General features: G+C 53.9%; 21 protein-coding genes. 12 read left to right on the plus strand and 9 right to left on the minus strand.

Annotation, left to right across the window (positions count from 1 at the left end):
* Position 1 precedes the first annotated feature (1 nt).
* The 6 genes from O1721_RS16125 to pspA all read right to left on the minus strand — a co-directional run bounded on the left by O1721_RS16125 (position 2) and on the right by pspA (position 4,739).
* Positions 2-1,294, minus strand: a complete 1,293-nt coding sequence (locus O1721_RS16125) for an ABC transporter substrate-binding protein (protein ID WP_032668838.1) — start codon at positions 1,292-1,294, stop codon at positions 2-4.
* A 13-nt stretch (positions 1,295-1,307) separates the two neighbouring features.
* Complete coding sequence (locus O1721_RS16130; RefSeq protein ID WP_032648484.1) at positions 1,308-3,005, minus strand: sugar phosphorylase; 1,698 nt, start codon at positions 3,003-3,005, stop codon at positions 1,308-1,310.
* Between the two features lie 195 nt (positions 3,006-3,200).
* A complete protein-coding gene (pspD, locus tag O1721_RS16135) occupies positions 3,201-3,425 on the minus strand; it encodes a phage shock protein PspD (RefSeq protein WP_003856857.1) in 225 nt (74 codons plus the stop codon).
* Positions 3,426-3,437: 12 nt separating this feature from the next.
* Positions 3,438-3,797 (minus strand): envelope stress response membrane protein PspC, encoded by a 360-nt coding sequence (gene pspC / locus O1721_RS16140; RefSeq protein ID WP_006810819.1) that lies wholly within the window; start codon positions 3,795-3,797, stop codon positions 3,438-3,440.
* Positions 3,797-4,021: an envelope stress response membrane protein PspB gene (gene pspB / locus O1721_RS16145; protein WP_003856853.1), complete on the minus strand. Its 225-nt coding sequence runs from the start codon at positions 4,019-4,021 to the stop codon at positions 3,797-3,799. Before pspB ends, pspC begins: the two co-directional genes overlap by 1 nt.
* A 49-nt stretch (positions 4,022-4,070) precedes the next feature.
* A complete protein-coding gene (pspA, locus tag O1721_RS16150; RefSeq protein WP_015570399.1) occupies positions 4,071-4,739 on the minus strand; it encodes a phage shock protein PspA in 669 nt (222 codons plus the stop codon).
* Positions 4,740-4,890: 151 nt separating this feature from the next.
* Between pspA and pspF the strand changes: the two genes are divergently transcribed.
* The 6 genes from pspF to sapF all read left to right on the plus strand — a co-directional run bounded on the left by pspF (position 4,891) and on the right by sapF (position 11,251).
* Positions 4,891-5,883, plus strand: coding sequence for a phage shock protein operon transcriptional activator (pspF, locus tag O1721_RS16155; protein ID WP_161799647.1), 993 nt, complete (start codon positions 4,891-4,893; stop codon positions 5,881-5,883).
* 88 nt (positions 5,884-5,971) lie between these two features.
* Positions 5,972-7,612, plus strand: a complete 1,641-nt coding sequence (gene sapA, locus O1721_RS16160; protein ID WP_017383082.1) for an ABC transporter substrate-binding protein SapA — start codon at positions 5,972-5,974, stop codon at positions 7,610-7,612.
* Complete coding sequence (sapB, locus tag O1721_RS16165; RefSeq protein ID WP_032648486.1) at positions 7,609-8,574, plus strand: putrescine export ABC transporter permease SapB; 966 nt, start codon at positions 7,609-7,611, stop codon at positions 8,572-8,574. Before sapA ends, sapB begins: the two co-directional genes overlap by 4 nt.
* Positions 8,561-9,451, plus strand: coding sequence for a putrescine export ABC transporter permease SapC (sapC, locus tag O1721_RS16170; RefSeq protein WP_003856843.1), 891 nt, complete (start codon positions 8,561-8,563; stop codon positions 9,449-9,451). The genes sapB and sapC overlap by 14 nt, the downstream gene beginning before the upstream one ends.
* Entirely contained in the window at positions 9,451-10,443 is a 993-nt protein-coding gene (gene sapD, locus O1721_RS16175) for a putrescine export ABC transporter ATP-binding protein SapD (RefSeq protein WP_003856840.1), read from the plus strand. The genes sapC and sapD overlap by 1 nt, the downstream gene beginning before the upstream one ends.
* 1 nt (position 10,444) lies before the next feature.
* Positions 10,445-11,251: a putrescine export ABC transporter ATP-binding protein SapF gene (gene sapF, locus O1721_RS16180; protein WP_003856838.1), complete on the plus strand. Its 807-nt coding sequence runs from the start codon at positions 10,445-10,447 to the stop codon at positions 11,249-11,251.
* Here sapF and O1721_RS16185 read toward each other — a convergent pair.
* The gene (locus O1721_RS16185) at positions 11,248-11,838 is read right to left on the minus strand and encodes a TetR/AcrR family transcriptional regulator (RefSeq protein ID WP_023296707.1); all 591 of its coding nucleotides are present in this window, start codon (positions 11,836-11,838) and stop codon (positions 11,248-11,250) included. The two genes, sapF and O1721_RS16185, sit on opposite strands and share 4 nt — an antisense overlap.
* A gap of 132 nt (positions 11,839-11,970) precedes the next feature.
* On the opposite strand from O1721_RS16185, the gene O1721_RS16190 reads away from it, so the two are divergent.
* Together O1721_RS16190 and O1721_RS16195 are read left to right on the plus strand one after the other, a co-directional pair.
* Positions 11,971-12,390, plus strand: coding sequence for a RidA family protein (locus tag O1721_RS16190; RefSeq protein ID WP_017693330.1), 420 nt, complete (start codon positions 11,971-11,973; stop codon positions 12,388-12,390).
* 29 nt (positions 12,391-12,419) lie between these two features.
* The gene (locus O1721_RS16195; protein ID WP_032648490.1) at positions 12,420-13,241 is read left to right on the plus strand and encodes a helix-turn-helix transcriptional regulator; all 822 of its coding nucleotides are present in this window, start codon (positions 12,420-12,422) and stop codon (positions 13,239-13,241) included.
* A gap of 2 nt (positions 13,242-13,243) precedes the next feature.
* On the opposite strand, the gene O1721_RS16200 is transcribed toward O1721_RS16195, so the two are convergent.
* On the minus strand, positions 13,244-14,473 hold the full coding sequence (locus O1721_RS16200) for a sensor domain-containing diguanylate cyclase (RefSeq protein ID WP_225990898.1): 1,230 nt from the start codon (positions 14,471-14,473) through the stop codon (positions 13,244-13,246).
* 510 nt (positions 14,474-14,983) lie between these two features.
* Between O1721_RS16200 and fabI the strand changes: the two genes are divergently transcribed.
* From fabI to pdeR, 4 genes are all read left to right on the plus strand, one after another.
* Positions 14,984-15,772 (plus strand): enoyl-ACP reductase FabI, encoded by a 789-nt coding sequence (fabI, locus tag O1721_RS16205; RefSeq protein WP_003856831.1) that lies wholly within the window; start codon positions 14,984-14,986, stop codon positions 15,770-15,772.
* 152 nt (positions 15,773-15,924) lie between these two features.
* Positions 15,925-16,911: a CMD domain-containing protein gene (locus O1721_RS16210; RefSeq protein WP_032648492.1), complete on the plus strand. Its 987-nt coding sequence runs from the start codon at positions 15,925-15,927 to the stop codon at positions 16,909-16,911.
* 88 nt (positions 16,912-16,999) lie between these two features.
* Positions 17,000-18,934 (plus strand): exoribonuclease II, encoded by a 1,935-nt coding sequence (locus O1721_RS16215; RefSeq protein ID WP_032648494.1) that lies wholly within the window; start codon positions 17,000-17,002, stop codon positions 18,932-18,934.
* A gap of 204 nt (positions 18,935-19,138) precedes the next feature.
* Positions 19,139-21,130, plus strand: coding sequence for a cyclic di-GMP phosphodiesterase (gene pdeR / locus O1721_RS16220; RefSeq protein WP_032103394.1), 1,992 nt, complete (start codon positions 19,139-19,141; stop codon positions 21,128-21,130).
* Here pdeR and O1721_RS16225 read toward each other — a convergent pair.
* Positions 21,127-21,996 carry a crotonase/enoyl-CoA hydratase family protein gene (locus O1721_RS16225; protein ID WP_017384209.1) on the minus strand — a complete coding sequence of 290 codons (870 nt, stop codon included), beginning with the start codon at positions 21,994-21,996 and terminating at the stop codon, positions 21,127-21,129. The genes pdeR and O1721_RS16225 overlap by 4 nt on opposite strands.
* Between the last annotated feature and the right edge of the window lie 72 nt (positions 21,997-22,068).

The following is a 22,068-nucleotide window of genomic DNA, read 5'->3' on the forward strand; positions in this document are numbered from 1 at the left end:
CCTATCGTTGTGATATCAGGTCAGTCAGTTTCTTCTGGCTGTTGCTTAACGTCGCATTGAGATCTTTTCGTCCCACCGTCACGTTATGCACCATGGAACTGATAATGCCGGACCCGGTAACATCTCCCATGCGGGTAAAGTTTTTGTCGCCTACGGCGCCAAATACCTGGACGTTCGGGAACTGCGCAATCAGCTCGTAAGGCAGCTGACCAAAGGCTTTGATCACGTCGTTGTTTTTCCAGCTCTCAGTGCCCACCACGAGTTTGTTCACCGGCAGCGCCGCGCCAGGGGACATCATCACCCAGTCAGACGCGTTTTGAGCCTGCTCCATCCAGGTCACAAATTTTTCTGCCGCCTGCGTTTCCTCTTCGGTCTGGCCGGTCGTGATCGTCAACGAGGTGATCATGCCGTACACGGCTGATGATTTTTCCGTCGGGACTACGAACCCCAGGTTGGCCGGATTGCCATCTTTGTAGACCGCGGGCAGGATATAGGTGGAGTAAACGGCCATAGGCGCAGAGCCGTTCATGAAGGCGTCTTTGATCTCCATGACATCATTGGAGCCCGGCATGGTGTTCGCGGCCAGTGCCCGATAAAACGCCAGCGCTTTCGACATTTCAGGGGTATCGATTTTCACGTTGCCGTTTGCATCAAAGACGTTGGCTCCGCCTGACAAAGCAAACTGCGAGAAGGCCTGCTCCGTCATGACGCTTTCTGCGGTTGGAAGCGCGATACCGTAATGTTTTTTCGCCGGATCGTTGAGCGCCTGACTGGCTTTCAGCAGTTGCTCCCAGTTGTGCGGTTCTTCGATTCCCGCTGACGCGAGCGCATCTTTGTGATACCAGACGCCGGACAGCCACGCGCTAACCGGCACCCCCGTCCATGCCTTGCCGTCTTCGGTGCGAACAACGCGTAAAATACCGTCGTAAAAGGTATCTTCACCGGCGGCGTTAATAGCGTTGCCGATCGCGTCACGGTCCAGCAGTTGCTCTTTATCCATGACTTTGGCGTAGTCATGGCTGACTTCAATCACTTCCGGCAGCGCGCCGGTACGGGCCAACGTAATGACCTTGGTGTTATAGGCATCTTCCTCAACGGGGACCTGTTTCACCGTAATAGTCGGGTTTTCTTTCTCGAATTTTTCGATCAGTTTCGTAATAACTGCCTGACGCTCCTGTTCTACCGACGAGTGCATAAACTCAATGGTGACCTGAGATGCTTTATCGTCCTTACAGCCTGATAACAGGGCGCACGAAACCAGTGCTGATAACAGCACAATTTTGGGCATTTTCATTTTAGGGTCCTTTTTAGTTTTCTTTAATCCACATTACCTGCCATGGATTGAGGGTCAGTTCCGTACCGCTAATATCTTGTCCTGAGAGTAATTCCCTACCAAAGAGCGTTTGTCCATAAACGGTCTGCATTTTATTGCTAAAATTAAATAATGCTGTCATTCGCTCGCCATTTTCAGCAACACGAACAATTTTAAGAATATGTTCACCGATTGCGTCAAAAATAGCCTGACTATCCGGATGGAACGCACGCTCGCCGCGACGAATAGCAATAAGCTCACTCAAACGAGAATAAATCTGATAACGTATACTCTTATTATTATTAAGCTCCCGATCAACCTGACCTGCGGTGTATTTCTTCCTGTTTATCGCGCGATTATATCCGAGACGTTCGACACCTTCATAATCGTTACGCGAACCAAGAATGCTTTGAATATATACAGCCGGTACGCCAGGAAAACTTAACAACACAGCATGCGCCAGGATGAACCGCGCAATGCGCTCATCATCTGAGCTGTCTCGTAAACTCAACGCATCAAGATAGGTGACATTAATTTCATAGGGGCTTCGCGTTCCGTCAGGATTATTTTTCCAGTTGACCAGCGCGCCTTCCTGCTGAAGCTTTTCGACCAGCGAAAGGATCTCTGATTCCGGAAGGATGCCGCGTAATGGGTTCAATCCGATACCATCATGTGAAGCCAGGAAATTAAACCAGGTGGTATGAGTTGAAGGCAGCGCCAGCGAGCCCGCCCACCGGCACAGGGCTTTAACATCCTGACGATGAACGGCGTGCAGCACCAGCGGTGGTAAGGAAAACTGATAGACCATCTGGGCTTCATTTTCACCATCACCGAAGTAAGAGATATTGTCTTTGTGGGGAACATTTGTCTCAGTGATGATCACCGTTCCAGGCGCCACGGCGTCCGTAATGGCGCGGAACAGCTGGATAAGGCAATGGGTTTGTTCCAGATGGATACAGGTGGTTCCCGGGATCTTCCACATAAACCCGACCGCATCCAGACGGATATAACGCGCCCCTTCCATGAGGTAATGGAGCAGAACGTCAACCATGGCAATCAGCACCTGCGGCGAGGCGAAATTGAGATCGATCTGGTCATCGCTGAATGTGGTCCACAGATGACGAACGCTGCCATCATTAAGCGTGAACGGCGTCAGCAGCGGTAATGCGCGGGGACGCGTCACCGCCGATAAATCGGTTTCGGGATCGACAGAAATAAAGAAATCTTCGTAGCCCGGCTTCTGCGCCAGATAATTAGCAAACCATTCGCTTTTCGCTGACATATGGTTGCAAACGAAGTCAAACATTAAGCTGGCAGACTGTTTTAATTCCGCGACATCTCGCCAGGTTCCGGTTTCAGGTGCAACTTCGTGATAATCAATAACGGAAAATCCATCATCCGACGACCACGGATAAAACGGTAACAGATGGACATGAGAAAACGTGCGAGAAAGCCATTCATTATAGAAACGGGTAAATACCGGCAACGCTTTCTCCCCTTTCGCGGAAAACTGATCGGCATAGGTAATCAGCACAACGTCTTTTTCATCCCAGCCTGACTTACGCTTTTCCGTAATATTAACCGCCGCCTTTTCAAGCTTAGTTAATAACACGTTAAGGTGTGCATCTGAAAATGATTCACCGTAAATATGATTGATAAGTTTTTTAATTTTTGCGTTCACATTATTTTCCATGGTAGCGGTCCCACGGATTGGCAATCTACTCCCATGTAAAATATCTGTCAACGGACCCGGGGGCAGAAAGCGGCAATCTCAGCGCAGCGCAACGCATTATTGTGAGCTGCCGCAAAGAAAGCAGAAAAGCAGAAGAAACGCAGAAGGGAAAGTCATGCCCCTTCTCTGGGCGAGAAAGGGCTTATGCGGGAGGAACTAGCGTGACAGGTAGCGCCGGGAAACGCGTTTTGCCAGCTTCTGTAACAGCGGCTCCAGAGCGACCGCCAGCATCATTCTGACCGGCTTGCGGGCAACAGACTTGATCGCCCAACCCGCCACACCGGCCGGACCATAACGTAACGCCGTCATCAGAACCAGTTTACCTGCGATTTTCAGGCCGGGTTTTACCTTTTGACCGGCCTGTTGCCAGTTTTGTTTCATGTAAGTTCTCTCTTAAAGCTGACGAAAACGACTTCTCAGCGTAAAGGTATCGGAGGTGACATAACGTTCCATCTCGCGCAATCGCTTCTCCCCTGCGCTCAGCTGTTCATCCACCGCGTTCAGGAGATCGCTGCTGGTTGGCGTGTTCTCCGCATCCAGCTCACCTTCCGGCATAGGATCGAGTACAAACGACAGAATGATGTATGCCACCAGTGTAATAAAGGCCAGGCCGAAGAAAATCGACAATACAGTGACCACACGCACCAGTTTTACCGGAACATCCAGATAGTGCGCCAGCCCGGCGCAAACGCCCCGAACCATGCCCTGCTGTGGGATCCGCCACAGTTTTTTATTCAGATTCAGTCCAGCCATTACCGTTCCCTCCAGTTCGGGTGTTCCGCGTCCAGGATCGCTTCCAGCGCCTGAATACGTTCGCGCATTTTATTTGCCTCGGCAGAGAGCTGCGCCAGCCGCTGTTGTTCACTCTGCGACAGCTCACCGCGTGAAGAGCGGTTGCTGTAGTGCAGCCATAACCAGATGGGCAGAACAAACAGCACGAAAATGGTCAGGGGTATAGCCAGAAAAAGCGCGCTCATGTGTACTCCTTGTCTTACGATGCGGCACGCTCAGGTGCCGCAGGAATTATTATTGGTTGTCTTGTTTCATTTTGGCTTTCAGCGCAGCCAGTTGCTCGCTAATTTCATCATCGGCCTTCAGGTCAGCAAACTGCTGATCGAGGGTTTTCTGCTTACCGATGCTGTGGCTTTCGGCTTCCGCTTCCATGTGGTCGATACGACGTTCAAACGATTCGAAACGGGCCATCGCTTCATCCAGCTTGCCGCTGTCCAGCTGGCGACGCACGTCGCGGGACGAGCTTGCAGCCTGGTGGCGCAGCGCCAGCGCCTGTTGACGTGCACGGGTTTCGCTGAGTTTGTTTTCAAGCTCACCAATCTCTTTCTTCATACGCGCCAGAGTATCATCCACCAGCGTCACTTCGTGTTCCAGCGTGGCCACCATGTCGGTCAGCTTCTGCTTCTCAATCAGCGCAGCGCGAGCCAGATCTTCTTTATCTTTACGCAGCGCCAGTTCCGCTTTTTCCTGCCACTCGTTAAGCTGGGCAGTTGCCTGCTCGATACGACGCGTTAACTGCTTTTTCTCTGCCAGCGCGCGGGCGGAGGTGGAGCGTACTTCAACCAGCGTGTCTTCCATCTCCTGAATCATCAGGCGCACCAGCTTCTGCGGATCTTCCGCTTTCTCTAGCAGCGAGTTGATGTTGGCGTTCACGATGTCGGCAAAACGAGAAAAAATACCCATAATTCAATCCTCATAGTTCGGTTATCGGGCGATGCCCTGCTGAGTAGTTAATACAAATCCCATGCCAACTTTTTATCTTATTGATTTTACTGAGTGTGATTGATATTTATCCAGCCAGCGGCTATTCTCACCTGGTGAATATCACTAAGGAGTGGTTAATTTCATCATGGCTGAATATAAAGATAATTTGCTTGGCGAGGCCAACAGCTTCCTGGAAGTGCTTGAACAGGTATCGCGCCTCGCGCCACTGAATAAACCGGTGCTGATTATCGGTGAGCGCGGAACAGGTAAAGAACTTATCGCTAACCGCCTGCACTTTCTTTCTGGCCGCTGGGACGGCCCTTTTATTTCGCTTAACTGCGCGGCGCTGAATGAAAACCTGCTCGACACCGAGCTGTTTGGTCATGAAGCTGGCGCCTTTACCGGCGCACAAAAACGGCATCCCGGACGCTTTGAGCGCGCCGATGGCGGAACGCTCTTTCTCGACGAGCTGGCGACCGCGCCGATGCTGGTGCAGGAAAAGCTGCTGCGCGTCATTGAGTACGGTGAACTGGAACGCGTTGGCGGCAGTCAGCCGCTCCAGGTCAACGTTCGCCTGGTGTGCGCCACCAACGCCGACCTGCCCGCGATGGTGGCTGAGGACAAATTCCGCGCCGACCTGCTGGACAGGCTGGCTTTCGATGTCGTTCAGCTGCCGCCGCTGCGGGAGCGGCGCAGCGATATCATGCTGCTGGCCGATCAATTTGCCATTCAGATGTGCCGGGAACTGGGTCTGCCTCTCTTTCCGGGCTTCAGCGAACGGGCCACCGGGACCCTGCTCGGTTACCACTGGCCGGGCAATATTCGTGAACTGAAAAACGTGGTGGAACGGTCCGTTTACCGGCATGGCAGCAGCGAGACCGAACTGGACAACATTATTCTCGATCCGTTTCGGCGTGAGGATAAACAGCCCCCGGCTCCGGCGACGCGCCAGCAGGCTCCGGCGTTGCCGCTCGATTTACGCCAGTTCCAGCATCAGCAGGAGCAACAGCTGCTTGAGCAGAGCCTGAAAGAGGCGAAATATAATCAGAAACGGGCGGCTGAACTGCTGGGCCTGACCTACCATCAGTTAAGGGCATTGCTCAAAAAACATCAAATGCGCTGACATTATCAGCACTTACCCCCAGACATTTTTACGAAGCAGGCGTAAGTGCGATACACTTTGCAGATCGAATCTAAAAACCTTAAAAACTATGCGCCTGGTTTTATCGTCCCTGTTTGCACTCGGTTTGTTCAGCAATCTGGCCTTTGCTGCGCCCGATCGCGCTGTGCCTCCTGATATCCGTGATAGTGGTTTCGTCTACTGCGTCAGCGGTCAAGTTGATATTTTTAATCCGCAAAAAGCGGGGAGCGGCCTGATTGTCGATACGCTGGCCGCACAGCTCTACGATCGCCTGCTCGACGTCGATCCTTATACCTATCGGCTGGTTCCGGAGCTTGCTGAAAGTTGGGAAGTGCTTGATAACGGCGCCACATACCGCTTTCGTCTACGCGATGATGTCGCATTTCAGCACACCCCGTGGTTTACCCCAACCCGTAAGCTCAACGCGGATGACGTGGTTTTCACCTTCCAGCGCATATTCAACCGCAATCATCCGTGGCATAACGTTAATGGCGGGAACTTCCCCTATTTCGACAGTCTGCAATTCGCGGACTCGGTCAAAAGCGTTCGCAAACTGGATAACCGTACGGTTGAGTTTCGTCTGAATCGCCCGGATGCCTCCTTCCTCTGGCATCTGGCGACGCACTACGCCTCGGTCATGTCAGCCGAATACGCGGATCAGCTGACGAAAAAGGATCGTCAGGAACGTCTCGATCGTGAGCCTGTAGGCACCGGTCCGTTCCAGTTAGCAGAGTACCGCGCCGGACAATACATTCGCCTGCAACGACACGATCGTTTCTGGCGCGGCAAGCCGCTGATGCCGCAGGTTATTGTTGATCTGGGTTCAGGTGGAACAGGCCGACTCTCCAAACTGCTGACCGGCGAGTGCGACGTGCTTGCCTGGCCTGCGGCCAGCCAGTTGACCATTTTGCGCGACGACCCACGCCTGCGCCTGACCCTGCGCCCGGGCATGAACATCGCTTATCTGGCGTTTAACACCGATAAGCCGCCGCTGAATAATCCGGCCGTGCGCCATGCGCTGGCGTTAGCGATCAACAACCAGCGTCTGATGCAGTCGATTTACTACGGTACCGCGGAAACCGCCGCCTCTATTCTTCCGCGCGCCTCCTGGGCCTATGACGGCGAGGCGAAGATTACGGAATATAATCCGGCGAAAGCGCGCGAACAGCTTAAAGCGCTGGGGGCAGAAAACCTGACGCTACAGCTGTGGGTGCCCACCAGCTCTCAGGCGTGGAACCCCAGCCCGCTGAAAACGGCTGAGCTGTTGCAGGCTGATATGGCGCAGGTGGGCGTTAAGGTGATCATCGTGCCTGTCGAAGGCCGTTTCCAGGAGGCGCGTCTGATGGACATGAATCACGACTTAACGCTGGCTGGCTGGTCCACCGACAGTAACGACCCGGACAGCTTTTTCCGTCCGCTGCTGAGCTGTGCGGCAATCAACTCCCAGACCAACTACGCCCACTGGTGTAACCGGGAATTTGATGCCGTGCTGCAAAAAGCGCTCGCGTCTCAACAGCTTGCCTCACGCATTGAGGCCTACGATGAAGCGCAAAATATTCTGGCCAGAGAACTTCCCGTGTTGCCGCTTGCCTCTTCCCTGCGCCTCCAGGCCTACCGTTACGATATTAAAGGGCTGGTACTCAGCCCGTTTGGTAACGCCTCCTTCGCGGGCGTGACCCGTGAGAAAGAACAAGAGGTGAAAAAACCATGATTATATTTACCTTGCGTCGGCTGCTGTTACTGCTGGTGACCCTGTTCTTCCTGACCTTTGTCGGCTTTAGCCTGAGCTACTTTACGCCGCACGCCCCGCTTCAGGGCTCATCTCTCTGGGACGCCTGGCTGTTCTGGTTTAATGGCCTGCTGCACTGGGATTTTGGCGTGTCCAGCATCAACGGACAGCTCATCTCCGAACAGCTGAAAGTGGTTTTCCCGGCCACCATGGAGCTGTGTATACTCGCCTTTGGCTTTGCCCTCATGGTGGGGATCCCGGTGGGAATGCTGGCGGGAATTTATCGTAATAAATGGCAGGATAAATTTATTAGTGCGCTTGCCTTAATTGGCTTTTCCATCCCTGTTTTCTGGCTGGCGCTGCTGCTTACCCTCTTCTTCTCACTGACGTTAGGCTGGCTGCCGGTATCTGGCCGTTTTGACCTGCTGTATAACGTGCAAACGGTGAGCGGCTTCGCCATCGTTGACGCCTGGCTTTCTGATTCAGTCTGGCGCGACGAAATGATCGTGAGTGCGCTGCGCCACATGGTGCTGCCGGTGCTTACGCTGGCCGTCGCGCCGACGACCGAAGTGATCCGCCTGATGCGCATCAGCACTATCGACGTCTTCGATCAAAACTATGTGAAAGCCGCCGCCACGCGCGGACTGTCTCGCCTGACGATTTTACGTCGCCATGTGCTGCACAATGCGTTGCCCCCCGTAATCCCACGTCTTGGGCTGCAATTCTCAACCATGCTGACGCTGGCAATGATCACCGAGATGGTTTTCAGCTGGCCGGGCCTTGGGCGCTGGATGATCAACGCCATTCGCCAGCAGGATTACGCGGCGATCTCCGCCGGCGTGATGGTGATTGGCTCCCTGGTCATTATTGTTAACGTTGTTTCCGATATTTTGGGTGCCATGGCCAACCCATTGAAGCATAAGGAATGGTATGCCTTACGATAACGTCTACAGCGAAAAGCGCACGCCCGGTGCGCTACGCACCGTGTGGCGTAATTTTTACGGCGACACCACGGCGATGATCGGCTTTTACGGCTGCATTGGCCTCGTGTTGCTGTGCGTTTTGGGTTCGTGGTTTGCACCGTATGGCATCGATCAGCAGTTCCTTGGCTATCAGCTTTTACCGCCGTCGTGGTCGCGTTACGGGGAGGTTTCGTTCTTCCTGGGGACTGACGATCTCGGACGCGACGTGTTAAGTCGTTTGCTGAGCGGCGCCGCACCGACGGTAGGCGGCGCGTTCGTGGTCACCCTGGCTGCCGCAATCTGCGGCCTGGCGCTGGGCATTTTTGCCGGCTCAACCCACGGGCTGCGGTCGGCCGTGCTTAACCATATTCTTGATACCCTGCTCTCTATTCCTTCGCTGCTGCTGGCGATTATCGTCGTGGCTTTCGCGGGGCCGCACCTCACCCATGCGATGTTCGCCGTCTGGCTGGCCATTCTGCCGCGCATGGTGCGCTCGGTTTACAGCCTGGTTCACGACGAGCTGGAGAAAGAGTATGTCGTCGCCGCCCGTCTGGATGGCGCCACCACGTTTAATATTTTGTGGTTTGCCGTGCTGCCTAACATTGCCGCCGGGCTGGTGACGGAGATCACCCGCGCCCTGTCGATGGCGATTCTGGATATCGCAGCGCTGGGCTTCCTGGACCTTGGCGCGCAGCTCCCCTCCCCGGAATGGGGCGCCATGCTTGGCGATGCGCTGGAGCTGATTTACGTTGCGCCGTGGACGGTCATGCTGCCGGGCGCGGCCATCATGGTGAGCGTGCTGCTCGTTAACCTGCTGGGCGACGGGATCCGCCGCGCAATCAATGCGGGGGTGCAATAATGCCGTTACTCGATATCCGCAACCTCACGATCGAAATTAAAACGGGCGAAGGCTGGGTCAAGGCCGTGGATCGCATCAGTATTACGCTCGCAGAGGGCGAAATCCGCGGGCTGGTGGGCGAATCGGGTTCGGGGAAAAGTCTGATCGCCAAGGCCATTTGCGGCGTGGCGAAGGACAACTGGCGGGTGACCGCCGATCGTATGCGCTTCGACGACATCGATCTGTTGCGTCTCTCCCCGCGCGAACGCCGTAAACTGGTGGGCCATAACGTCTCGATGATTTTCCAGGAGCCGCAATCCTGTCTCGATCCGTCCGAGCGCGTCGGGAAACAGCTGATGCAGAACATCCCCGGGTGGACCTATAAAGGCCGCTGGTGGCAGCGTTTCGGCTGGCGTAAACGCCGTGCCATTGAGCTGTTGCACCGTGTCGGGATCAAAGACCATAAAGACGCGATGCGCAGTTTCCCCTACGAACTGACCGACGGTGAATGCCAGAAAGTGATGATTGCCATCGCCCTGGCGAATCAGCCGCGTCTGCTGATTGCGGACGAACCAACGAACGCGATGGAGCCAACCACCCAGGCCCAGATTTTCCGCCTGCTCACGCGTCTGAACCAGAATAACAACACCACCATTTTGCTGATCAGCCACGACCTGCAAATGCTGAGCAAGTGGGCGGATAAAATTGACGTAATGTATTGCGGCCAGACGGTAGAAACCGCGCCAAGCGAAGACCTGGTGACGACGCCGCATCATCCCTACACGCAGGCGCTGATCAGGGCGATCCCGGACTTTGGCAGCGCGATGCCGCACAAAAGCCGTCTGAATACGCTGCCTGGCGCGATACCGCTGCTGGAATCGCTGCCCATTGGCTGCCGTCTGGGTCCGCGTTGCCCGTATGCTCAGCGCAAATGCATCGAAACACCGCGCCTGACAGGGCCGAAAAATCATCTGTTTGCCTGTCATTTCCCGCTGAACATGGAGAGAGAGTGAAATGGTCGAAACCTTACTGGAAGTACGTAACCTGAGTAAGACCTTTCGCTATCGCACCGGCCTGTTTCACCGTCAGACCGTCGAGGCTGTTAAACCGCTGAGCTTTACGCTGCGCGAAAAGCAGACGCTGGCGATTATCGGTGAAAACGGCTCGGGCAAATCGACCCTGGCAAAAATGCTCGCGGGTATGGTCGAGCCGAGCGGCGGTGAAATACTGATTGACGATCATCCTCTGGAATTTGGGGACTACTCTTTTCGCAGTCAGCGCATCCGGATGATTTTTCAGGATCCGTCGACGTCCCTGAACCCGCGCCAGCGTATTTCCCAGATCCTGGATTTCCCGCTGCGGTTGAATACCGACCTGGAGCCGGAAGCGCGTCGCAAACGGATTGTCGAAACCCTGCGTCTGGTAGGCCTCCTGCCCGACCATGTCAGCTATTACCCGCACATGCTGGCCCCTGGCCAAAAACAGCGTCTCGGTCTGGCCCGCGCGCTGATCCTGCGCCCGAAGGTCATCATCGCCGACGAAGCGCTGGCGTCGCTGGATATGTCGATGCGTTCGCAGCTCATTAACCTGATGCTGGAATTACAGGAAAAGCAGGGGATCTCGTATATTTACGTGACTCAGCACCTGGGCATGATGAAGCACATCAGCGACCAGGTGCTGGTGATGCACCAGGGAGAAGTTGTCGAGCGCGGCAGTACCGCTGACGTACTGGCCTCCCCGCTCCATGACCTGACGAAACGCCTGATTGCCGGACACTTTGGTGAAGCGTTGACGGCGGACGCGTGGCGTAAAGATCGTTAGCCGCTGCGTAACCCGCTTGCCAGCAGAGTAAACACCTCTATGGCATGCGGGAGGGTCTTCTGCGGTTCTTCACTCGCGGCAATCAGCAGAGCCGCATTCAGAGCAGCGCCATTCAGCAGATGGGCTGCGACTCTGGCATCCATCTTTTTGATTACGTTGCACTCCATCATTTTTTCGATGGTCTGACGGGTCGACTCAAGGCAGCTGTTCTGGCTGGGCCATTGCGCCGGGTCGCCCAGAACAGCCGGGCCGTCAAGGAGGACGATACGCTGAACTTCCGGAACGAGCGCCATTTTGATATAGGCGATGCCCTCCGCCAGCAGTCGCTCCCAGTCATCTTCGGCGGCGGCGGCAATCGCTTTTGCGTTTGCTGCCATTTCGCTGTCTATCTGCGCGACCACCGCCGCCAGTAATCCCTTCTTATCGTTGAAATTATGATATAGCGCGCCGCGTGTTAACCCCACGCTTGCCGTGAGTTCATCCATCGACGCTGCGGCATAGCCTTTTTCAGCAAACGCCTTTCGCGCCGCCTGAATCATTTTCTCGCGATTTTCCTGGGCCGTTTCAGCGCGACGTTTTGTAGCCATGGGACTTCCTTCATTAAGCGGTAATTATTATTTGACATACGCTGCGTATGTGGATTACATTTTTGACATACATCGCGTATGTTACTTCTACTGCGCAACCACAACAATACCCCTGACAGAAAAGGAAAAGCCATGCCTTCACGTGATCCCGTCTTCCCGGCTAACCGACATGCCCTCTATGAAGAGCATGGCTATTCAGCTGCAATCCGCTCTGGCGATCTGTTATTTGTTTCCGGTCAGGTTGGCAGCCGCAGCGATGGCACACCTGAACCCGACTTTCCCGCTCAGGTGCAGCTGGCGTTCGATAATTTACGGGCGATCCTGGCAGCCGCGGGATGTACTTTTGACGATCTGATTGATGTCACGACGTTTCATACCGATCCTGAAAACCAGTTCCCCGTTATCATGGCGGCGAAAAAACTGGCATTTCCGCACGCTCCTTACCCAAACTGGACAGCAATAGGCGTTAACTGGCTTGCGGGTTTTGATTTCGAAATTAAGGTTATTGCCAGGATCCCTACGCCCGCGAATCAATATCAGGCAGCAAACTGATTTACCGTTAAACTATCACTGACGCACAAATGAAAGACAGCATCAGTAACTATATTCTCTCCTGGGTAGAAGAAAATAACTTTACTATTTTACACATTGATGCTTTGGTTGCAGATATTGGATACAGCAGAAGAACCATCGAAACATGGTTTAAAGAGAAGTATCGGCTCTCTCTAGGTGAGTATATTCTCCGACGGAGGTTAAGCCGTGCCGCCATTATGTTGAGAATGACGTCGATTCCGGTGACGGATATTGCGTATTTATTCCATTACCAGAGCAGCCAGGGATTCTCCAGAGCCTTTAAAAAAATGATGGGGCTGACACCCTCTGAGTACAGATGTGCCAGAGGGTGGAATTTTGACATCTTACAGCCCTCTTTTTTATTAAGCGAACTGGAAACGCCTGAGCTCGAGGTCTGCTTTCTAGATGAAACGTTTGTCTATACGCATGAAATTATCGAGCACGATCATCTTTTTGATACCTCGGTGCATGATATTACTAAAAAAATCAAAAAGCTCCTGACAGAAAACCGCCATGATATCGATAAAATTATTCTGATGCCCCGCCGCCCCGAGTTAGGCAAAAGCCGATCGTATCTGGTCGAGGTATTAATATCGTACGCTTTACAAAGCGACACGGTGACAAATAAAAAATCCCGCGTTGTGCGTGGGAGATACGCAAGAATGCCCTTTAGTGGTAGCTGGGAAAGCTACAGCGCGTTTAACAAGATTGGCTTCGTTAAGGCGATGGTAAATAAACGCCTGACGTTGCGCGACGGTATTTACCTGATGAAAATTAATGCGTACAGCGATGAGCGTGTCGATTTTGATGTTTTCATCCCCATCCTGTAACCTCAGCTGCATTCCGCCTGTCTGGTAACGATTCTGTTTTTACCGTTGTGCTTAGCCTCATACAACGCCTCGTCCACGTCACGCATAATATCATTGCTGTTGACGTTATTCTGAATGGCTGAGCACACGCCGATACTTAATGTGACCTTTACAGGGAGAGCATAATGGTAGCCCGGCCCGGTGCGCTGTTGAACGTTCTGGCGAATACGTTCCGCGACGGCAATAGCCTGCTTACCATCGGTATCCGGCAGCAGAAGACCAAATTCCTCGCCTCCCAGTCGGGCAAAGATGTCGTTATCGCGAATGCTGTCTTTGATAATATCCACGACCGCCAGAATCACGCGATCCCCCACAAGATGGCCCCAGTTATCGTTAATCGACTTAAAGTTGTCGATGTCCAGCATCATGATGCTGGCCCCCTTTTCTGTCCTGAGCGAGCGGATCCGCGGAAGTGCCTCGTAAAAATATTTACGGTTGTAGATCTGAGTAAGCGGATCGCGATCAACCCGATCGCCGAAAATTTTCAACAGGTTAAAGACATGGAACATTAAGGTACAAATCACAAATAATTTACTGAGGACCTCTACTGCCCGGCTGATATACCAGAGCGACAGATTGTAGGTATCAAGCAGTAAGAGGAAAAAATTGTAAACGATGGCGGAAAGGCAGACCACAATAATACTGTTCCAGATCCCGGACGCCAGGCGTGTCACTGAAATCATATAACAAAGTAAAGCCGACCAGAGCAGGATCAGAACGTTTACGTACCTGATATCCCAGACAGGATGATGATGTTCATCTTCGTATGCTGCAATCGTTAATGTCCAGGCCGGATGGTAGCTGCTGAGATAATGGGCCAGCATCGGAAACATAACCAGTGACATCATTAATGCTAACGTCATGCTGATCTTATTTCGGAATCTGAGCGTAGATCGTATCGTGATTTTCTCCACACGGACCGCCAGCGCCAGTAATACGATAAAGCTCAGCTGCCGGAAAAAATAGAATACCGCCGTATCGTTGGTTTTTGCCGCCTGGGTAAAACCAGCATGCTCCGGAAGCTGAATAACAATGATCGTCTCAATAAAATAAACCAGCCCACTAAGAAATGCCAGGCTCAGAATGAATAATGAAAAACGCGTTCGGTCGGAGGCATACAGCATCTGGATAAAAATAAAGATAATGGTATCCAGAAAGAACAGCGCAATCATGACGATCAAATAGGTGGTCATAGGCACCCTGAAACCAGGATTATCATTCACGCAAAAGGAGTTCACCGCGATCATTAGTGCGAAAAGCACCGCACCTGACAGCATGATCAGTTTTTCGGCCAACGTAATATTTTTCATCTTCCTTCTTACCGCACACAGATAAAGACGCAAAATGGCATAGCCGTTATCAACCCTCGCGCAATTTTAAAGCGTTTAAAGGGCTAAACGGATCATTTTGCGCAAAAGGCGCTGGACACATCAGCATGAGGGCGGCGTCACGGTGCCCGCTGGTTGGATGAGGCGAACCCCGCGTGCGGTGATATACTGCTGGGATACACACGAAACAGCCTGATGAAGAGACAGTTCGACCTCTTCCGTGAGCCCATTCACGGCGCAGGAGCGAGAAATATCGTGACACAAGGGGCTGTGAGTGGGCTATAATTTCGAGCTAATTTCGAATGATTTTGAAATACTGCCTGTAACGCTATGAATTACAAGGCAAAATAAGCAATGAATATAAGGATTAAAGCTATGGGTTTTCTTTCCGGTAAGCGCATTCTGGTGACTGGCGTTGCCAGCAAACTGTCCATCGCATACGGCATCGCACAGGCAATGCATCGCGAAGGCGCTGAGCTGGCGTTCACCTACCAGAACGACAAGCTGAAAGGCCGTGTTGAAGAATTTGCCGCGCAGCTGGGTTCCAGCATTGTTCTGGAATGTGACGTTGCACAAGACGAAAGCATTGATGGCATGTTTGCTGAACTGGCAAAAGCATGGCCGAAATTCGACGGTTTTGTTCACTCCATCGGCTTCGCTCCTGGCGACCAGCTGGACGGCGACTACGTGAACGCGGTTACCCGTGATGGCTTCAAAATCGCCCACGACATCAGCTCCTACAGCTTCGTTGCAATGGCAAAATCCTGCCGCGCGATGCTGAACCCGGGCGCAGCCCTGCTGACACTGTCCTACCTCGGCGCAGAACGTGCTATCCCTAACTACAACGTTATGGGTCTGGCGAAAGCGTCTCTGGAAGCCAACGTGCGCTACATGGCGAACGCGATGGGTCCTGAAGGCGTGCGTGTTAACGCTATTTCTGCGGGTCCAATCCGTACCCTGGCCGCTTCCGGTATCAAAGATTTCCGTAAAATGCTGGCACACTGCGAAGCGGTTACCCCGATTCGTCGTACCGTTACCATCGAAGATGTGGGTAACTCTGCGGCATTCCTGTGCTCTGACCTTTCCGCGGGCATCTCCGGCGAAGTGGTTCACGTTGACGGCGGCTTCAACATCGCTGCAATGAACGAGCTGGAAATCAAATAAGCTTGTCACTCTCTTCCCGCCAGGGAAGAGAGTTTCCTCCCGCCCCGCCCCTCGTTATTCCGTTCAGCTATTTGTTATCACCTAACAATATTTTTCCCCTCATCCGCCTTACGCCAGGATATTGATCGCCATTTTGAGATCAAGGAACGCCCATGGAACAACGCCGTTTTTCCGGCAAAGGCCACTGGTATCATGAAACCCAGTCGAATCATTCGCAGACGGACGTTCTGCCGCTGGTGCCCGAAGCCGCTAACGTCGACGACCGTTTTTTGCTCGATCTAGCCCTGCCCGATGACATTCTCGCAAGCTGTGCTGGTTGGCTTACGCATGCCCGAACCCTCTGTCATCTTTTGTTCCCACTTGATACTCCCGTGAACCGTCTGCATACGCTCAGCGCCTACGACAGGCTGAGCACGGCATTAACGGTTGCCCAGGCGTGTGGCGTTCAGCGGCTCTGTAACCACTACGCTGCTCTGCTCGCCCCTCTTCCAGGGCCGGACTCCTCCCGGGAAAGCAATCGACGCCTTGCAGAAATTACCCAGTATGCCCGCCAGTTAGCCAGCTCACCCGATGTCATCGATGATAAAGCCCAAAACCAGCTTGATGAGGTTGGACTCACAACGTATGACATTGTGCTCATCAACCAGATCATCGGCTTTGTCGGTTTTCAGGCGCGAGTGGTCGCGGTATTTCAGGCATTGCTTGGCCATCCGGTACGCTGGCTGCCCGGGCACCACATTCAGCCCCATACGCTGCCGCTCAGCTTCAGCAGATGGACCGCCACGCTACCCGTGGTTGAGCTAAAATATGCCAGTGCGCTTCAGCTTGAGGCGCTCTCACGCTGGCAGGCGGAACCGGCGCTTGAAGCGCTCACCCCTGTACTGTGCCATGAGCCGATGCTGCTTGATCTGACGGGCGAAATTCTGCTTAACCATCCGCGAAGTGAAGGTCCCGCGTCTTCGATGCTCTCAGCCGCTCGTGCGCTGCTTGTCGCCTCTCCGGATCGCTTTAGCGCCGCCCAGTTAACGCCCCTGACCGGGTCAGGTCTCTCGCCAGAGAAGGCCATCAACCTGCTTACCCGAGATGCATTTTATGGCTGGCTGGACCGTCTGCGCGTGGCGCTCGGCAAAGAGGAATAACCATACTCTTTACCTAAAGAGCGCTTGCTGTAGCAGTGAGATTCGCGTAAAACTGTCAGCCGCTCAATGGCTACGAAAATAGAACATTATGTTTCAGGACAACCCGCTGCTAGCGCAGCTTAAACAGCAACTGCATTCCCAGACGCCGCGTGCAGAAGGGGTCGTAAAAGCCACGGAAAAGGGCTTTGGCTTTCTTGAAGTTGACGGGCAGAAGAGCTACTTCATTCCGCCTCCTCAGATGAAGAAAGTGATGCATGGCGACCGCATTTCGGCCGTTATTCATACCGAAAAGGAACGAGAATCTGCCGAGCCGGAAGCACTGATCGAACCTTTCCTGACCCGCTTTGTCGGGAAAGTGCATAAAAAAGACGATCGTCTTTCTGTCGTGCCGGACCATCCTCTCCTGAAAGATGCTATTCCGTGCCGCGCCGCGCGTGGCGTTGAGCATGATTTTGTTGAGGGTGACTGGGCGGTTGCTGAGATGCGCCGTCATCCTTTAAAAGGCGATCGCGGTTTTTACGCCGAGCTTACCCAATACATTACCTTCGGCGACGACCATTTCGTCCCATGGTGGGTGACGCTGGCGCGCCACAACCTCGAAAAAGAAGCGCCTGAGGGCGTGGCGACTGAAATGCAGGACGAAGGTCTGGAACGTCGCGATCTGACGGCGCTGGACTTTGTCACCATTGACAGCGCCAGCACCGAGGATATGGACGATGCGCTGTATGCCGAAGAGACAGCCGATGGCAAACTGCATCTGACCGTCGCCATTGCCGACCCTACCGCATGGATTGTCGAAGGCAGCAAGCTGGACGAGATGGCCAAAGTGCGTTCGTTCACCAACTACCTGCCGGGCTTTAACATTCCGATGCTGCCGCGTGAACTCTCCGACGATCTTTGCTCGCTGCGTGCGCATGAAGTGCGTCCGGTGCTAGCCTGTCGGATGACCATTGCGGCTGACGGTACCATTGAAGAAGATATTGAATTCTTCGCCGCCACCATCGAATCCAAAGCCAAGCTGGCCTATGACGACGTGTCCGACTGGCTGGAGAACACGGGCAGCTGGAAACCCGAGTCCGACAACATTGCCGCACAAATTCGTCTGCTGCACCGCGTCTGCCTGAGCCGCAGCGAATGGCGTCAAACTCACGCGCTGGTCTTCAAAGATCGTCCGGACTACCGTTTTGTGCTGGGTGAAAAAGGTGAAGTAGTGAATATCGTCGCTGAGCCGCGCCGTATTGCCAACCGCATCGTTGAAGAAGCGATGATTTCCGCCAACATTTGTGCTGCACGCGTGCTGCGCGACAAATTAGGCTTTGGCATTTACAACGTGCACACCGGGTTTGATCCGGCGAACACTGAAGCGCTGGCTGCCCTGCTGAAAACCCATGACGTACACGTCGATCCTGAGGAAGTGCTGACCCTGCAAGGTTTCTGCAAACTGCGCCGCGAGCTGGACGCACAGCCGTCAGGGTTCCTCGACAGCCGTATTCGCCGCTTCCAGTCCTTTGCGGAAATCAGCACCGAGCCAGGCCCGCACTTCGGCCTTGGCCTCGAGGCTTACGCGACCTGGACCTCCCCGATCCGTAAGTACGGCGACATGGTTAACCATCGTCTGCTGAAAGCGATCATCAAAGGGGAATCAGTTGCCCGCCCACAGGATGATACGACATTGCAGATGGCAGAACGTCGCCGTCTCAACCGTATGGCGGAGCGTGATGTCGGCGACTGGTTGTACGCGCGCTTCCTGAATGATAAGGCAGGGACTGACACCCGTTTCCCGGCTGAAATCATTGACATCAGCCGCGGCGGTATGCGCGTTCGTCTGGTGGATAATGGCGCCGTTGCCTTTATTCCTGCCCCGTTCCTGCATGCCGTTCGCGACGAACTGGTTTGTAGCCAGGAAAACGGGACCGTGCAAATTAAAGGCGAAACGGTTTACAAGGTCACTGACGTGATTGATGTCACCATCGCTGAAGTGCGCATGGAAACCCGCAGTATTATCGCGCGCCCTGCCGCCTGATAACCGCGTAAACTTCCGGCCGTTCCGTTAAGGGGTGGCCGGGAGTTCTCACCTGAATTATCTCCCGCAAAATCATCGTTTTTTCTCACACTTTTCTGTTTCCCATCGCCACATTTCGCCAGAATTATCTACAGTAAAAGAGAGCCGTCATTGTCGACTGCAAATGAATAATTTGTGCGCTACTCAGCAGCCGCGGGAGAAAACGTGATGGACGATCTGGAGCAGAATTTGCTGTTTCGTTACATGGGTACGCATAGCCCCTGGTGGCGACTGACAGCAGACAGCAATGCTCTGCATCTTGCTGCCAGTGAAAGCGCTGACATCATTCAGGTGGTTGCGCTGGATGATGAGCAGGCCGCGCTGATCCGCCAGCTCACCGTGATAACCTCCAGCATTGCCATGACCCTGCCCTTGTACGGTGTGGACGTTCCCGTTCATCTTGTCGGCCGTAAAATTAACAAAAATGAGTGGGCAGGAACGGCATCAGCCTGGAACGATACTCCTTCCGTGGCGCGGGACCTGGCGCAGGGGCTCTCCTTCGCCGAACAGGTAGTGTCCGAGGCTAACTCCGTGATTGTGATCCTCGACCAGAACGGGAATATTCAGCGCTTCAACCGTTTAAGTGAAGAATATACGGGCCTGAAGGAACAGGAAGTTATCGGGCAAAACGTGTTCAAACTGTTTATGAGTCGTAGCGAAGCCGCGGCCTCCAAACGCAACATCACCGGTTTTTTTCGTAACGGCAGCTCGTACGAAGTTGAACGCTGGATCAAGACCCGCAAAGGGCAGCGCCTGTTTCTCTTCAGAAATAAATTTGTTCACAGCGGCAGCGGGAAAAATGAAATCTTCCTCATCTGTTCAGGTACCGATATAACCGAAGAGCGTCGGGCCCAGGAGCGCCTGCGCGTACTCGCCAATACGGATACGATTACCGGTTTGCCTAACCGAAACGCCATCCATGAGCTGATCTCTGATGCCATCACCGCTCGGGGTGACACCCAGGTAGGCGTGGTTTATCTCGATCTGGATAACTTTAAAAAAGTGAACGATGCCTATGGGCATATGTTTGGCGACCAGCTGCTACAGGCCGTTGCGCTGGCGATCCTGAGCTGCCTGGACGAAGGACAAACCCTGGCGCGCCTGGGTGGGGATGAGTTTATCGTGCTGGCCACCGATACCTCGCAGGGCGCGCTGGAAGCCATGGCATCGCGCATACTGACCCGACTTCGTCAGCCTTTCCGCATCGGGCTGATAGAGGTTTACACCGGCTGCTCGCTGGGCATCGCGCTTGCGCCCCAGCACGGTAACGATCGCGAAAGCGTCATTCGTAATGCCGACACCGCCATGTACACCGCCAAAGAAAATGGCCGGGGCAAATTCTGCGTCTTCTCGCCAGAGATGAACCAGCGCGTATTTGAATACCTGTGGCTGGATACCAACCTGCGTAAAGCGCTGGATAACGATCAGCTGTTAATCCACTACCAGCCCAAAATAACCTGGCGCGGCGAAGTCAGAAGTCTGGAGGCGCTGGTGCGCTGGCAGTCGCCAGAGCGTGGCCTGATCCCGCCGATGGAATTTATCTCCTATGCTGAGGAGTCAGGGCTGATTGTGCCCCTGGGCCGCTGGGTTATGCTTGATGTGGTGCGCCAGGTGGCGAAATGGCGCGACAAGGGGATCAACCTTCGCGTCGCGGTCAACGTCTCCGCCCGTCAGCTGGCGGACCAGACCATCTTCAGCGACCTGAAGCAGGCGCTGAAAGACCTGAGTTTTGAATACTGCCCGATTGACGTGGAATTGACCGAAAGCTGTCTCATTGAAAATGAAGAGCTGGCCCTGTCAGTGATCCAGCAGTTTAGCCGCCTGGGAGCGCAAATTCACCTGGATGACTTTGGTACGGGGTACTCTTCCCTGTCGCAGCTGGCGCGCTTCCCTATCGATGCCATTAAGCTTGACCAGGCTTTCGTGCGGGACATCCATAAGCAGTCCATTTCACAGTCGCTGGTGCGTGCGATAGTCGCCGTGGCGCAGGCGTTAAATTTGCAGGTCATTGCTGAAGGGGTGGAAAGTGCAAAAGAAGACGCCTTTCTGACGAAGAATGGCGTCAACGAACGGCAGGGTTATCTTTTTGCTAAGCCCATGCCCGCTGCCGCATTCGAGCGATGGCTAAAGCGCTATCAGGCCAGAAATGTCCGTTAGCTGGCTTTGCGTAAGCCCGTCGCCTGATGGCGATTTTGCAGCATAACCAGCCGCTCCATGTAGGCGATATCCTTCGGTTCAAGGCAGAAGGCGGCATCAACCCAATCCTCAGTAATGTCCATCAGCTCGCTTCGCGGAAGTGGCAGCACGCGCGTACGCGCACGCAGCATGGCCCTTACGCCGTTGAGCTTCGGCTGTAGCGTGTCGATAAACGTCCGCACCGAAACATAGCTCTGTAACGGCTCGAATAAGAGATCCACAAGACCATACTGCTCATACCATTCCGCCGTATGCGTCTCACCTTTGTAGATCAGCGCCTCCGCCATTTTCATGCCGGCGCGACGCGCCACCAGTGAATAGCCGCCCATGCCCGGGAACAGATTGAACGCGATTTCCGGAAAGCCTAATCGGGCATCGCGCTGGGCCAGAATGAAATGATGCGCCAGCGCGGCTTCAAACCCGCCCCCTAACGCGCTTCCTTCCACCATAGCCAGCGTGACAGCACCGGTATCAAACCCTCGCGAGGCGGCATGAACGCAGTCCACACAAGCCCGGGCATAGGCGCGTAACGCTTCGCGTCGGTTGTTTTTGATGCACTCAACGAAGAACTGTAAATCACCGCCGGTATTGTAGATGTCGGGGACCAGCGATCCGGTGACCCAAAAATCAACGACAAATCCGGACTGTCGAACCAGCCAGGAGAGATTCATGATCTCCTCGATCAGCGCATGATTGAAGCAAGGCCGTGGCGTGGCACGTAACATCATCCACACCGTACGCCGTTCGGCCTCATAATAAGCCGCCAGTTGAGTGAATCGTTCAGCATCAGTAAACAATGTGCAGGTTGTCTGGTTGATAACTGTCATAGTCGAATTCCTCTTATAAAAAAGCGCGTTGCGCGCAGTTTTAGACTAATCCACCCCTACAACCCGCAGCAT

It is taken from the genome of Enterobacter cloacae complex sp. HYC033_NIDB (assembly GCF_056673335.1).